Origin of the sequence: Pseudorhizobium flavum, from assembly GCF_044142885.1 — a bacterium.
In the GTDB taxonomy this organism is placed as follows: Bacteria; Pseudomonadota; Alphaproteobacteria; order Rhizobiales; family Rhizobiaceae; genus Neorhizobium; species Neorhizobium flavum.
The window spans coordinates 83946-97774 of the sequence record NZ_JBIOKZ010000010.1 but is presented as its reverse complement, the minus strand read 5'-3'; the positions used below and the strand labels follow the sequence as shown (position 1 = coordinate 97774).

Sequence of the window (13829 nt, the reverse complement as noted above, 5' to 3'; positions counted from 1 at the left end):
TGACAGTGCTGTAGCTGTTACTTGGACGAAAGGAAGAACCCTGACAACAGTGCACACCAAGGGAAAGATGCCCGGCATCCTCCCGCAGAGACTGGAACGTGGCGCCGATGCCGCGGCCCGTGCTCTCGAACTGGTCCTCGCAAGCCTTGAGGACTCCAAAGCAGAAGACATCGTCACCATCGACATCGCCGGAAAATCAGCGCTAGGAGACTACATGGTCGTAGTCACCGGGCGGTCGAACCGGCACGTCAGCGCGATCTCCGATCACCTTATCCGCGATTTGAAGGCGGAAGGCCTCGGCACCCCTCGGGTGGAGGGCCTGGAGAGCGGCGACTGGGTTGTGATCGATACGGGCGACGTCATCATCCATGTGTTCCGACCGGAAGTCCGGGAGTTCTACAACATCGAAAAGATGTGGGCCGCTCCCGATCTCGAGGAAGAAACACTTCACTGACCGGTTGTTAGGGCTGCCCTGACCCGGTAAAGCCGACCGTAGTGACGCGGCTGCGCTCACCCGCTAGCCGCCAGCATTAGGCCGGCCTTATTGCAGGACAGGACATGCGCATCAGCCTCTTTGCCGTGGGACGGCTGAAATCCGGCCCCGAGAAAGACCTCGCGTCTCGCTACCTCGATCGTTTCTCCAAGGCCGGCCCTGCGGTTGGACTTGAATTTTCGCGGTTGATCGAGGTGCCAGAAAGTCGCGCATCAAATGCCGACACCCGCAAAAAGGAAGAAGCCGCCATCCTCCAGAAATCCTTGCCGGAAGGGGGTCTCCTCGTTCTGCTCGACGAGCGCGGGAAATCAATGGACAGCGAGAGTTTCGCCCAGATGATCGGCCGCTTCAACGACAGCGGCAAACGGGACATGTTGATCGCGATCGGCGGCGCGGACGGACTGGATCCGGAACTCCAATCCAGGGCCGACGCCGTGGTAAATCTTGGGATCATGACCTGGCCGCACCAGCTCGTCCGCATCCTGATCGCCGAGCAACTCTATCGGGCGGTCACGATTATCGCCGGTCACCCGTATCACAGGGCCTAGGCCGCCATGTGGTCATGTCGCGCAAATCAGCTTACCTTGACTGCGCGGCGAACGGTAGAGAGATGAACTTCACGTCACGACAGACAATTCGGCGCGGGGGCCGTGTCCTAATAACTGGGATAGCCACGGCACTTCTCACGGTGCCGGCGCTTCATTTATCTGCGCCACGTGCCCAGGTTCTCGAGCAACCGATGACGCCTCAGGATCCGACGCTGGAACTCCAGCGTAAGCGGGACGAGGCGCGCCAGGAGTTGAACGTCCTCGGCAACACGATCAGCCTTTCGGTCGAGAAGACGGACGCGATCGAGCAGACAATAGCCGAACTGGAGAAAACGACGGCCAACCTGCGCCAGGCGCTCGTCGACTCGGCGAGCCGCCGCAAAGAGCTGGAGCAGAAGATCCAGGATAGCGAGGAAAGACTGGCGCGGCTTCGACTGCGGGAGGAAGAAATCCGGCATTCCCTTGTGGCAAGGCGCGCTCTTCTAGCGGAAGTCCTGGCGGCCTTGCAGCGCATGGGCCGCAATCCACCACCCGCCCTCCTCGTCACCCCCGAGGACGCGCTCGCCTCGGTGCGGAGCGCCATCCTGCTTGGAGCCGTCGTGCCGGGCATGCGGGCCGAGGCGGATCGCCTGGTGGCGGACCTGGAGGCCCTTGCAAAGCTGCAGGCAGAAGCGACGGCTGAAAAGGCCTCGGCGTCCCAGACCATCACTGAAGGGCTCGAGGAGGAAAAGCGCATGGACATGCTGCTGGCGGAGAAGGAAAAGTTCAGCCGCCAGAATGCCGAGGAACTGGCAGCCGAGCACCGCCGGTCGGAGGAACTGGCGGGACGGGCGACCTCCCTTGAAGCCCTGATCCAATCCCTCGAAGGAGAGATATCCTCTGTACGCGAGGCGATGGAGCAGGCACGGCTCGAAGAGGAGCGCCAGCGTCGCCTTTCCGAGGAGGAACGGGAGCGGGCGAAGCAACGGGCCGAGAGCATTCTGCCTGACAAAAACCGCATTGCGCCCGCATATGCCTTTTCCAGCCTGAGGCAGAAGCTCGATCTTCCGGTGACGGGTGACATCTTGCGGAGCTTTGGTGAACCAGACGGGACGGGACATTCTGCGGTGGGCATGACCGTCGCTTCAAATCCTGGTGCAGTCGTGACAGCTCCGTCTGATGGATGGGTGGTGTTTGCCGGCGCTTTTCGAAGCTATGGTCAGATGGTCATCCTGAATGCGGGCGACGGGTATCATCTTGTTCTGGCGGGAATGGATGAGGTTCGTACGCGGCAGGGCAGGTTTGTTGTTGCCGGCGAGCCGATCGCCGTCATGGGTAACAAAAGAGTGGCGAGCGCTACGGCATTGACGCTGGAAACGGATCGCCCGACACTTTACATTGAATTCAGGAAGGATGGGTCGCCGGTCGATTCTAGGCCATGGTGGACCGCCAAGGAACTCGGAAGGGCACGAAATGATTCGTAAGGCTTCTCTGGTGATCGTCGGCGCTCTGATGGGTGCCACGGCCATGAGCGTCATCTACTCGGCGGGAGTGCCAGCGCAGGCTGCCGGTCCTTCGACCTATAAGGAATTGTCCATTTTCGGGGACGTCTTCGAGCGGGTGCGGGCACAGTACGTGACGCCACCCGACGAGAGCAAACTCGTCGAGAACGCCATCAACGGCATGCTCACCTCCCTCGACCCGCATTCGAGCTTCCTGAATGCGAAGGACGCCGCGGACATGCGGACCCAGACGCGCGGGGAGTTCGGCGGTCTCGGCATCGAAGTGACGATGGAAAACGAACTGGTGAAGGTGATTGCGCCCATCGACGATACGCCGGCATCCCGCGCGGGCATCCTCGCAGGCGACCTGATAGCGGAAATCGACGGTGAGGCCGTGCGTGGCCTGAAGCTCGAGGAAGCGGTCGAGAAGATGCGCGGCGCGGTCAACACGCCGATTAAGCTGACCATCCTTCGCGAGGGCGCCGACAAGCCTCTGGAAATCACCATCACTCGCGAGATCATCGCGGTTCGCGCCGTCAAGTCGCGCGTCGAGGGAGACGTAGGCTATGTCCGGGTGATCTCATTCACCGAGAAGACCTATGACGACCTCGAGAAGGCGATCGAGAAGATCAAGGCGGAAGTCCCGGCCGATAAGCTGAAGGGCTACGTCCTCGACCTGCGCCTTAACCCGGGCGGTCTCCTGGATCAGGCGATCAACGTCTCCGACGCCTTTCTTGAGCGCGGCGAGGTGGTCTCCACGCGCGGCCGCAATGCCGACGAGACCCGCCGGTTCAATGCCGGCCCCGGCGACCTTACGGATGGCAAGCCGGTCGTGGTGCTGATCAATGGTGGCTCTGCCTCGGCATCGGAAATCGTCGCCGGCGCCCTGCAGGACCTGAAGCGGGCAACGGTGCTCGGCACCCGTTCCTTCGGCAAGGGTTCGGTCCAGACGATCATTCCGCTTGGCGAAAGCGGCGCGCTTCGACTGACGACAGCACTTTACTACACGCCTTCCGGCACCTCGATCCAGGGCACGGGTATCAACCCGGACATCAAGGTCGATCAGCCGCTGCCCGAAGAGCTCCAGGGCAAGGTTCGTGCCGAAGGCGAATCGAGCCTTCGCGGCCATATCCCCGGTCAGAACGAGACGGATGAAGGCTCCGGCTCAGTCGCCTACGTCCCGCCGGAGGCAAAGGACGACGTGCAGTTGAACTACGCCCTCGATCTGTTGCGCGGCAACAAGACCGACCCGAGCTTCCCGCCAAGCCCCGACAAGGCTGCAGCAGTAAAGCAGTAAGATCTTTGAAGCCGGAGCAAACCTCCGGCTTCTTCACCTTCGGCATCCATCCCGGACCTTCCCTTGGACCCTGACCTTCACGCCCCGCTCGGACAGAACAGACCGGCCGGAAGAAGACGGTGGATTCGCCTCACACCCTCGCTTGCCGGGGGCGCAGCCTTTACGACGGCGGTTCTGGCCCTCTCCTTCTACACGATGTCGGAGGGAAGCCGCTTTCGAGCATCCTCGCCCGGCACCCCGTCGGAACAGCAGCAGACACCTCAATCCGAGATCGCGCGATCCGCCCCGTCACAAGCCGGGGACGCTCGTCGGAGCGGATCCGAAACGGGGCCAGGCGTCGAACGGCTGACCACCGACGACGGAGCGGTGGTGACCAAATATTCGCCCGGCTTGCGCAGCGGCAGTGAGCCGCTCATCCTCCAGGCGCCACGTGTCGGACAGGACCCAAGGCTGGCCGGGACGCCCAATGAGGATCTTCTGGAGGATTCTCCCTACGGTCCCTTGCCCGTGGTCGGCCCTGATGGACTGCGGCCCATGGATCACTATGCGCGCCCGTGGTCGGGTGCGCGCGGAACTCGCATCGCCATTATCGTCGGCGGACTCGGGTTGAGCCAGACGGGGACGCAGCGCGCAATTGAAGAACTGCCGTCGGAGATTACCCTCGCCTTCGCCGCAAGCGGAAACAGCCTCCAGCGGTGGATGCAGGCATCTCGCAGACAAGGCCACGAAATCTTGCTTCAGGTCCCCATGGAGCCTTTCGGCTCCTCGGATCCGGAAAGCGATCCCAACACCTTGCTCGTCGACGCACCGCAGGCGAAGAACCTGGAGCGGCTGCATGAAGCGATGGCAAGCATCACAGGCTATACGGGCATCATGAACCATCTCGGGGGACGGTTGCTCTCCAACGTCGATGCCCTGGAACCCCTTCTGCGCGACGTGAGCGCCCGCGGCCTGCTGTTCCTTGACGATGGCTCATCCGCACGATCCACAAGCGGCACACTCGCCAAGGCAATCGACTTGCCCCATGCCTTTGCCGACATGACGCTGGACGGTCAGGTGGAAACCGCGGCGATCCTGCGCAAGCTTGACGACCTGGAACGTCTTGCGCTGCGAAAGGGAAGTGCTATCGGTGTCGCTTCGGCCTTCGACGAGTCCGTGCAGGCAATCCGCCAATGGGTTCAGGAGGCGAGCCGCCGCGGGATCGAGATCGTCGGGGTCTCGGCTTTGGCCGACGACCCGACCGGCTACCGCGCAGAGGTGAACCAATGAGTCAATTCTCCAAAACCGCCGACGACCTCCCCTACCGACGCTGCGTCGGCGTGATGGTCCTCAATCACGACGGGCTGGTCTGGGCAGGACGTCGCATTGCCGAGGGCAATTCCGAGTATGATGGCTCGCCGCAGCTCTGGCAGATGCCGCAGGGAGGCATCGACAAGGATGAGGATCCGCTGGAGGCTGCCTATCGGGAACTCTATGAGGAGACCGGCATCGAGACTGTCTCTCTGCTCGGGCAGAGCCGGGACTGGATCAACTACGACCTCCCGCCCCACCTGATCGGCATCGGACTTAAAGGAAAGTACCGCGGCCAGACACAGCGCTGGTTCGCCTTCCGCTTTGAAGGCGACGAGCGCGAAATTCGGATCAACCCGCCGCCGGGCGACCACGCCCCCGAATTCGATGCTTGGGAGTGGAAGCCCATGGACGAACTTCCCGGCCTGATCATCCCGTTCAAGCGCAACGTTTATGAGCGCGTCGTCTCGGAGTTCGCTCACCTCGGCAAGACGGCAGCCTGACGAACTTCAGCCGTCTGGCGAAAGCTCCGAGATGATCTCCATCATCTGCTGCTGTATCCGGGTCGGCTGCCAGTTCCCGCGATAGGTGAGCCCGATCGGACGAATGAGGTGATCGGTGGAGAAATTGATTTGCGCCAGCAGCCCGTGATCGCATTCCGGCATCGACTGGTGGCGGGAGATGCAGCCGAGATGATCGCTTTCACTGAGAAGGCCCCGCATCAAGAGAAGCGATCCGGATTCAATCAGCTGCTGCGGCGTCGCCTTGCCCTCTGATGTGAACAGCGTCTCGAACTGCGTTCGTGTCGGCGTCCCGAGCCGAGGCACCACCCAGGGATAGGCAAGAAGATCATCTATGCTCACCGAGGTCTGTTTTGCGAGCGGATGGTCCGGCCGGGCGAGAAGCGCAAGTCGGTCGTTGAACAGCCTTTCCTGAACGACATCCTCTATGGGAGCAGGCTCGCGCAGGGCGCCCACGAGAAAGTCGATCGAGCCTCGCCGCAGGTCTCCCAGAAGGGCATCATAGGTTCCGTCGATAATGCGGACAGCGATTGCGGGGTACTGTTGGCGGAACCGCGCAAGCGCGCGCGGCAGCAGGATCGATCTGGCTAGCGGCATTGCGCCGATCACGACCGCACCAGCCTCGCTTCCATCGAACTGTGCGAGTTCCGCATCGGCCTGATCGAACTCGTAGATGGCAAGACGCGCTGCCTGCGCCAGCGCCTGGCACAGGCGCGTCGGCAGGCTTCCAAAGGATGTCCGCTCAAACAGGGTTCGCGCGGCCTCCTGTTCGATCTGCGTCACCGCGCGATGGACGGTTGGCTGGGCCAGACCGAGGCGCCGCGCCGCAAGGGTGAAGTTCTCGCTTTCGCTGACAGCGATCAGAGCCTGCAGTTGAGCATAGGTCAGGGAGATCCGCAGCCGCGGCGAGATTTCGCCAAGGATCGGGTCGAGAAGTGCGAATGCGCTCTCGACGCGCTTGAGAAGGATCTCTCCGCGCGGTGTGGGAAAGAACCCGTGACCGGTTCGATCGAACAGCGGCCCGCCCGCCTCCCGCTCCAGCTTGTTGATCGCCTGGGTGACCGCCGGCTGGGAAAGATGCCATTTCTCCGACGTCGCCGTCAGCGACTTCAATTCCGCAACGGCGGCGAAGAACCTCAGATGTCTGAGATTGCGGGGAATCATAGGGTGCGGAGCACGCCGTCGCAGCGCTGTGCCAAATCGTCGTCGCCCGGATCGAGGCGGAGGTCGGAGATGGTCCGCTGCCACCTGACCGTGCCGCTGCTCATCCAGTCGGGCAACCCGAATTCTCGCAGAGTCACGCAGACTTCCTCGACCTCGGCGGCCCGCCGGGCGCCATGAACGATCATCCGTTCGAGGTTGTAGGATCCCCGGGCGCGCCAGTCTATGCCCGGATCGGAGGCTTGCAGCGAGGCAAGCACCGCATCCTCGACGCCAGCCCTTCGCGCCGCAAGCAGACATTCGGTCGTCAGCGCCTCCAGGCCCTTGATGATCACCGAGCGCAGCATCTTCACGCTCGACGCATCGCCCACCTTTTTCCCCGTGAGGCGCGGGCGCATGTCCAATTGTTCGAGCAGACCAGCCACTTCACCTGCATGAGGTCCTGCCAACAGAAGCGGCACCTGGTGCCTTTTCGGATAGACCGGCGCCATGACGGCAACATCTACATAGCGGCCGCCGGCTTCCTCGATAAGCGCAGCCGCCTTCTGCTTCGTCTGCGGCGCGCAGGAGTTACAGTCCAGCCAGTAGGCGCCTGGAGCCAGATAGGGCACGGCTGCACGGGCAGCTTCCAGTGCCTGGTCCGCCGTCACGAGGCTGAAGATTAGGCCCGTCCCGTCCAAAGCCTCTTCAAGACTTGCCACTGGCTCCACGCCTGCCGCTACACAGCGCATCGTCACCTGCTCGGCAGCTTCCGGATCCTGCAATTTCAGATCATAAGCGCGAACACCTCGTGCAGGCGCGGCTTGCCAGCCGGAGGCGATCGCATGCGCTGCTTCGCCGAAGCCTACGAAGGCGATCCTCGGGAAATTTCCGGCAGTATCGGTCATCAGGCTCTCCTCCATTGGCGGGCGAGTGTGGCAAGGCGCAGCGAGCAAATCCAGACCCTATAGCTTGAACTTATGAGCTTCCGACGTCTTTCCATTTGATCTGGATGAGCACACGAAACAACCCTAAGCTAATGGAAAACCAGGGAGGCCTTCATGCCCAGCGAGAATAAGACTGCCCTCGTCATCAGTGCCCATGCCGCCGACTTTGTCTGGCGGTGCGGTGGCGCGATCGCGCTTCATGCGCAACTTGGCTATAACGTCACCGTCGTCTGCCTCTCGTTCGGAGAGCGCGGTGAAAGCGCCAAGCTCTGGAAGCAGGAGGGCATGACGCTCGATCGCGTCAAGGACGCCCGGCGCGCAGAGTCCGAGCGCGCTGCCGAGGCTCTTGGCGTTCACGACCTCGTATGCATGGATCTCGGCGACTATCCTTTGGAACTGACGCGCGAGAACAAGAACGCGCTGGTTGACGTCATTCGGCAGGTCCAGCCGCGCTTCATGCTCAGCCACTCGCAGTACGATCCCTACAACACAGATCACATGTATGCGACGCAGGTCGCGCTTGAGTGCCGGATGATTGCCCAGGCTTGGGGCCACAATCCCGGCCAGAAGGTTCTTGGCGCACCGCAACTCTATCTGTTCGAGCCGCACCAGACTGAGCAGATGGGCTGGAAGCCGGACACCTTCCTCGACATCACCCCTGTCTGGGCCAAGAAGCGGGCAGCAATCGAGTGCATGGAGGGCCAGGAGCACCTCTGGGAGTATTACACGCGCGTTGCCATCAACCGCGCCAATCACTTCAAGCGGAACTCCGGTGGCCAGTCTGGTGGCCGCGACTGCAAGTATGCAGAGGGCTTCCAGTCGATCTTCCCGCGAACAGTGGATGAGCTGTAAGGAGCGCGAGCATGGAGCCCTGCCACGACATCGCGCATCTCGCGCATGTGGAAATGTACACCGACAGATACGAAGAAAGCCTCGACTTCTTCACCCGCGTCTATGGCTTGAAGCTTTCGGGTGAGGACGAGACGTCTGCCTATCTTCGGGCATGGGATGACTACGAGTTCCACTCGCTGAAGCTGACGCGCCATCATCAAACCGGCATAGGCCACGTTGCCTACCGGGCGACCTCACCCGAAGCGCTTGAGCGGCGAGTAGAGGTGATCGAAGCCTCCGGCTACAAAGTCCATGGCTGGACGGACGGCGATCTCGGTCACGGCAGGGCGTTCCGCTTCGAGGATCCCTTTGGCCACATCTTCGAGATCTACTGGGATACCAACTGGTACCAGCCGCAGATCGAGGCGGAGCGGGCTGCCCTGAAGAACACTGCGTCAGCCTTCACTGGCGCCGCGCCACGCCGGCTCGACCACCTGAACCTGCTATCGAGCGACGTCACCGAGTTCAGGCGCTTCATGGAGACCTGCCTTGGCTCCCGCGTCACGGAGATGATCCAGCTCGACAATGGGCGTATCGGCGGCTGCTGGTTCACGGTGAACAACAAGACCTATGACCTCGCCTGCACTGAGGAACACGGGGGGGGCAGCGGACGCCTGCACCACGTCACCTATGCAACCGACCAGCGCGAGGATATTCTTCGGGCAGCCGACATCTTCCTGCAGAACGGGGTCCATATCGAGACAGGTCCGCACAAGCACGCCATCCAGGGCACATTCTTCCTCTATGTCTGGGAACCCGCAGGAAACCGGGTCGAGCTGGCAAATGCCGGAGCCCGGCTGATCCTCGCACCAGATTGGAAGCCGGTCGTGTGGACGGAGGCGGACCGCAAGAAGGGGCAGGCCTGGGGTCTCAAGACGATCGAAACATTCCATACACACGGCACGCCGCCGGTAAAGAAGGAGCGCTAAGATGGCTGTCGTGGTTCAAAACATCGAGCGCGCCGATCCCTCTGTGATCGACCGGCTTGCCACAGCTGGCGTGGCGACGGTTCATGAGGCGCAGGGCCGACGCGGCTGCCTCGCCTCGTACATGCGTCCCATTTACGCCGGTGCACAGGTCGCCGGTTCAGCGGTGACAATCTCCGCCCCTCCCGGCGACAACTGGATGGTCCATGTTGCAATCGAGCAGCTCCGCGAAGGGGACATCCTCGTGCTCGCACCCACCTCCCCTTGCGACAATGGCTATTTCGGCGATCTTCTGGCGACCTCCGCCAAGGCGCGTGGCTGCCGCGGGCTGGTGATCGACGCCGGCGTGCGCGACATTCGCGACCTGACCGCGATGGGCTTCCCTGTCTGGTCCAAGGCAATCTCGGCCGAGGGTACGGTGAAGGAGACACTTGGCTCAGTGAACGTTCCAATCGTCTGCGCCGGCGCTGCCATCGAAGCCGGTGACATCATCGTTGCGGACGACGATGGCGTGGTGGTCGTCAAGCGTGCCGAGGCCGAAACCGTCGCGATTGCCGCTGAGAAGCGCTTGTCTGCCGAAGAGGCCAAGCGTCAGCGCCTGGCGTCTGGCGAGCTTGGTCTCGACATCTACTCCATGCGCGAAAGGCTTGCGGAGAAAGGACTGAAATATGTCTGATCCTTACGCGGACGGCATCCCGTGTCTCTGGATGCGGGGTGGAACGTCGAAGGGAGCCGTTTTCCTTGCCTCGGATCTACCCTCCGACTCGAAAGAACGAGACAACCTGCTCCTGAAGATCATGGGATCTCCTGACGCACGGCAGATCGATGGCATAGGGGGAGCCGATCCGCTCACGTCGAAGGTGGCCATACTCTCCCCCTCTTCGCGACCCGACGCGGACATCGACTACCTCTTCCTGCAGGTCTTCGTGGATCAGGCCGTGGTCACGGATGCCCAGGGTTGCGGCAATATCCTGGCAGCCACAGCCCCCGCAGCCATCGAGCGGGGCCTTGTATCTGCCGAAGATGGCGTGACACCGGTCCGCGTGCACATGCTCAACACCGGGGAAGTGTCGCTTGCAAGAGTCTCCACTCCCGGTCGCAGGGTGAGCTACGAGGGCGACGCGCGCATCGACGGCGTTCCCGGCCATCATGCGGCAATCCCCCTCCTGTTTCAGAACACGGAAGGCTCCATGTGCGGAGCGCTCCTGCCCTCCGGAAACGTCAGCGATATCATTGAAGGCGTCGAGTGCACGCTGATCGACAATGGCATGCCGATCGTCATCCTCCGCGCTTCGGACTTCGGCCTCACCGGCAGCGAAAGCCGGGAGGATCTGGATGGCAATGCCGACCTGAAGCGCAGGTTGGAAACGATACGGCTTGCGCTAGGACCGCTGATGAACCTAGGCGACGTTGCAGAAAAGTCGGTCCCCAAGATGACACTGGTTTCGGCTCCCCAACAGGGTGGGACGATCAGCACCCGCAGCTTCATCCCGCATCGCTGCCACGCTTCGATCGGAGTCTTCGCAGCCGTCAGCGTCGCGACTGCATGCACGCTGCCCGGCTCGGTCGCCGCCGGCATTGCCGAACTGCCTGATGACGAACGATTTCTCGTCGAGCATCCGAGCGGTGCGGCCGAGGTTCTCGTTCATCGCGATCCGGACGGGAAGATCACCGGAGTAGGGACGCTCCGCACGGCGCGCAAGCTGTTCGATGGCAGGGTTTTCCCGGCGCCGTAACCGGATCGCGGTCCCAAACCACGTGCTCGGTTTAACTTGGCTTCGCCACTCCGGCGCCTCCGGTCGCAGCCTTCCAGAGCGCCTGCATGACCCGACGACCCTCTTTGCGCCGCAGGCACCCGTCCCTGTCGTAGAAGAACATCATGCGGCGGCGGGCGAACACATGCGCCATCCAGAGTGCGAAAGCCACTCCGACAGCCCAGCCCATTAGCGTATCGCTGGGCCAATGGGCGCCGACCAGCTGTCGTGACAGCGTGATCAACACGCCGACGGGGATGAAAAGCGAGCGCAGTCGGGGAAAGACCAGCGCCAGCGACATCGCCATCGCACCGGCCGTCGCCGAGTGTCCCGATGGAAACGCGGCGAAGTCGGAGTCGAACGTGAAGGGCTCGAAGTGCAGATGCCCGTAGGTTTCGAGAAGCTTGGGTCGTGCACGCCCGATCACGTTCTTGACCAGCGCAGCTGTCAGCCCACCTCCGGCGACTGACAGGAAGATGAATGCTGCTGCCGCAGTGATGGAATTCGCGCCGACCACCACCCGCCTTCGCAAGCGGCTGGAGGGGACGAGAACGCTGAGGATAAGCACGACACCGCTCGTCACCAGGATCTCGACGCCTTCACCCAGGTCCGTGATCCACTGGGCGAATGGGCGAAGCTCCGCAGGAAAGTCTTTCATCCAGCGGCCAAGGGTGAGATCTGCCGAAAGCATCAGCGAAACTGAAAGCAACAGAAAAATGCCAAGGATCAGGACGGGTCGTTCCAGCGGCGCCCGTCTTTTCGGGTAAGACACGACAGGGGGAGAGAACAGGCGTTCGAAACCTGCGGCTATCCTCGGTCTGCTGTCCCCCAATGCGGCGCCCATGTGCTCTCCCATAGCTTCCGATGATGCTGATAGGAAGATATCGCGCCGCTTGCAATGGCGGCTGACCGCCCCTCAACAGGACTCCAGGCTTTTGAGAGCGTCCACCATTACTGTCGAAGACGGTCCTTGATGCGGCAGAGCCGTAGGTCCATCCAGGCGGAGACGGCTTCCCACCCGGAAAGGAAGTAGTCATGCGCAAGATAGAGCGCAATCTCGGGCTCGGCCTGCAACGACATCATCCGTCGGCTGAACTCGTCGAAGGCCTCCAGTCTCTTCTGGGCGACCTTGGCCTCCTCGGGATGAAGATCCGCGTCCGACGACAGATCGTTCTGCACTCGCGCCTTGAGCTGTCGCAGACCGTTCTCTTGGTCCCCCCAGAGCCTTCGGGTGAGGAAGTCCAGCGCCTGCATGCCCGTCGTGCCTTCGTAGATGGTCATGACACGCGCATCACGGAGATACTGCTCGAGCGGCCAGTCGCGCGTATAACCTGCGCCGCCGAGCACCTGGATCGCAGCATTGGCGACGCCAAAGCCGGCATCCGCGCCGAAATTCTTGATCAGCGGCAGCATCCAGGCGCAGAAACTTTCAAGCTCTCGGCGCCTCTCATCATTGGGTTCGTAGGCCGCAAGATCCATGGCGGTTGCAAGTTCGAGGACTGCCAGCCGCAGAACCTCCGTCCGTCGCCGCATCTCCTCCAGCTGGCGCCGAACATCCGGATGCTCCGCGATCGGGACCGGAGGACTGCTCGAGTGACCACCCTGACGCCTTTCTTTCGCATATCGCTCTGCAATATCAACGGATGCCGATGCCAGTCCAAGCCCCTGGCAGGCCGTCTGCAGGCGCATCAGTTCAATCATGCGGAAGAGCTGCGCGAGCCCTCGCCCCTCCCCGCCGATCAACGTCCCTCGTGACTGGTCGAAGTTCAGCGCGCAGGTCGGCGAGGCATGGAGCCCCATCTTGTCCTCTAGCCGCTCTACAGTGATGCCGTTCGGCTGCCCTTCGATCAAATTCGGAACCAGGAAGAGACTTAGCCCCCTTGTCCCCGGCTCGCTTCCGGTCCGCGCCAGCAGGCAGTGACCAATGCGCTCGGTCAGGTCGTGGTCGCCAAAGGAGATCCAGGTTTTCCGGCCGGAGATCCGCCAATCGTCCCTTACCCTCTCCGCCTTTGTCCGGAGCCGCCCCACATCTGAACCGGCATCGGCTTCCGAGATGCAGATCGTTGCGGTGCGCTCTCCCGTGGCGAGCTTCGGCACCCACTCCCGGATGAGCTGTTGGTCCCCTGTTTCCCATATCAGGTGGGCTGCGGCACGGGTCGACCCTGCCACCATCATGAGCGCGACACAGGCGCGTTCGAACAGAGGCCCGCATGCGGCCTGGACCGTCAGCGGCAGTCCCTGCCCACCACCGGCCTCGGCAAGATCGACGGCAAGCCAGCCAGCTTCGGCATAGCTGCGGAAGGCCTCACGGAATCCTGCGGGCGTCTGCACCCGGCCCTCAATCAGTTGTGCTCCCTGGCGATCTCCGGGAGTGTTGAGGGGCGCAAGCACCCGCTCTGCGAAGCCTCCCGCCTGACGGAGGATTTCGGCGACGGTCTCGTCGTCGCAGTCTGGCCGGCACTGCTGCAATCGCCGCCAGCCAGGCGTCACCGCGAGCGCGGCAAGCGTCCTGTCGACCTGGTCCCGAAACGACATCCGCGC

General features: G+C 62.4%; 14 protein-coding genes. 10 read left to right on the top strand and 4 right to left on the bottom strand.

Going from position 1 to position 13829, the window contains the following annotated elements:
- Positions 1 to 67 precede the first annotated feature (67 nt).
- The 6 genes from rsfS (at position 68) to ACEPP2_RS17795 (ending at position 5612) form a co-directional block, all read left to right on the top strand.
- Positions 68 to 454, top strand: coding sequence for a ribosome silencing factor (gene rsfS, locus ACEPP2_RS17820; RefSeq protein WP_395517377.1), 387 nt, complete (start codon positions 68 to 70; stop codon positions 452 to 454).
- 104 nt (positions 455 to 558) lie between these two features.
- A complete protein-coding gene (gene rlmH, locus ACEPP2_RS17815) occupies positions 559 to 1041 on the top strand; it encodes a 23S rRNA (pseudouridine(1915)-N(3))-methyltransferase RlmH (protein WP_142589241.1) in 483 nt (160 codons plus the stop codon).
- Between the two features lie 62 nt (positions 1042 to 1103).
- Positions 1104 to 2504: a murein hydrolase activator EnvC family protein gene (locus ACEPP2_RS17810; protein ID WP_281978573.1), complete on the top strand. Its 1401-nt coding sequence runs from the start codon at positions 1104 to 1106 to the stop codon at positions 2502 to 2504.
- Positions 2494 to 3819, top strand: a complete 1326-nt coding sequence (locus tag ACEPP2_RS17805; protein ID WP_281978574.1) for a S41 family peptidase — start codon at positions 2494 to 2496, stop codon at positions 3817 to 3819. Before ACEPP2_RS17810 ends, ACEPP2_RS17805 begins: the two co-directional genes overlap by 11 nt.
- A 63-nt stretch (positions 3820 to 3882) precedes the next feature.
- Positions 3883 to 5088, top strand: a complete 1206-nt coding sequence (locus tag ACEPP2_RS17800) for a divergent polysaccharide deacetylase family protein (protein ID WP_142589244.1) — start codon at positions 3883 to 3885, stop codon at positions 5086 to 5088.
- Complete coding sequence (locus tag ACEPP2_RS17795; RefSeq protein WP_142589245.1) at positions 5085 to 5612, top strand: RNA pyrophosphohydrolase; 528 nt, start codon at positions 5085 to 5087, stop codon at positions 5610 to 5612. Before ACEPP2_RS17800 ends, ACEPP2_RS17795 begins: the two co-directional genes overlap by 4 nt.
- Positions 5613 to 5618: 6 nt before the next feature.
- On the opposite strand, the gene ACEPP2_RS17790 is transcribed toward ACEPP2_RS17795, so the two are convergent.
- Together ACEPP2_RS17790 and ACEPP2_RS17785 are read right to left on the bottom strand one after the other, a co-directional pair.
- Positions 5619 to 6794: a LysR family transcriptional regulator gene (locus ACEPP2_RS17790; RefSeq protein WP_142589246.1), complete on the bottom strand. Its 1176-nt coding sequence runs from the start codon at positions 6792 to 6794 to the stop codon at positions 5619 to 5621.
- A complete protein-coding gene (locus ACEPP2_RS17785; RefSeq protein ID WP_395517376.1) occupies positions 6791 to 7678 on the bottom strand; it encodes an NAD(P)-dependent oxidoreductase in 888 nt (295 codons plus the stop codon). The genes ACEPP2_RS17790 and ACEPP2_RS17785 overlap by 4 nt, the downstream gene beginning before the upstream one ends.
- 153 nt (positions 7679 to 7831) lie before the next feature.
- Here ACEPP2_RS17785 and ACEPP2_RS17780 point away from each other — a divergent pair, with 153 nt between their 5' ends.
- Genes ACEPP2_RS17780 through ACEPP2_RS17765 form a run of 4 tightly spaced genes read left to right on the top strand, consistent with a single transcriptional unit; the run spans position 7832 to position 11270 of the window.
- Positions 7832 to 8569 (top strand): PIG-L deacetylase family protein, encoded by a 738-nt coding sequence (locus tag ACEPP2_RS17780; protein WP_395517375.1) that lies wholly within the window; start codon positions 7832 to 7834, stop codon positions 8567 to 8569.
- A gap of 11 nt (positions 8570 to 8580) precedes the next feature.
- Positions 8581 to 9537: a VOC family protein gene (locus tag ACEPP2_RS17775; RefSeq protein ID WP_395517374.1), complete on the top strand. Its 957-nt coding sequence runs from the start codon at positions 8581 to 8583 to the stop codon at positions 9535 to 9537.
- Between the two features lies 1 nt (position 9538).
- Positions 9539 to 10210: a 4-carboxy-4-hydroxy-2-oxoadipate aldolase/oxaloacetate decarboxylase gene (locus ACEPP2_RS17770; protein WP_395517373.1), complete on the top strand. Its 672-nt coding sequence runs from the start codon at positions 9539 to 9541 to the stop codon at positions 10208 to 10210.
- The gene (locus ACEPP2_RS17765; RefSeq protein WP_395517372.1) at positions 10203 to 11270 is read left to right on the top strand and encodes a 4-oxalomesaconate tautomerase; all 1068 of its coding nucleotides are present in this window, start codon (positions 10203 to 10205) and stop codon (positions 11268 to 11270) included. The genes ACEPP2_RS17770 and ACEPP2_RS17765 overlap by 8 nt, the downstream gene beginning before the upstream one ends.
- A 31-nt stretch (positions 11271 to 11301) precedes the next feature.
- Here ACEPP2_RS17765 and ACEPP2_RS17760 read toward each other — a convergent pair whose 3' ends face one another.
- Complete coding sequence (locus ACEPP2_RS17760; protein WP_395517371.1) at positions 11302 to 12132, bottom strand: phosphatase PAP2 family protein; 831 nt, start codon at positions 12130 to 12132, stop codon at positions 11302 to 11304.
- A gap of 107 nt (positions 12133 to 12239) precedes the next feature.
- A complete protein-coding gene (locus tag ACEPP2_RS17755; protein WP_395517370.1) occupies positions 12240 to 13823 on the bottom strand; it encodes an acyl-CoA dehydrogenase family protein in 1584 nt (527 codons plus the stop codon).
- Between the last annotated feature and the right edge of the window lie 6 nt (positions 13824 to 13829).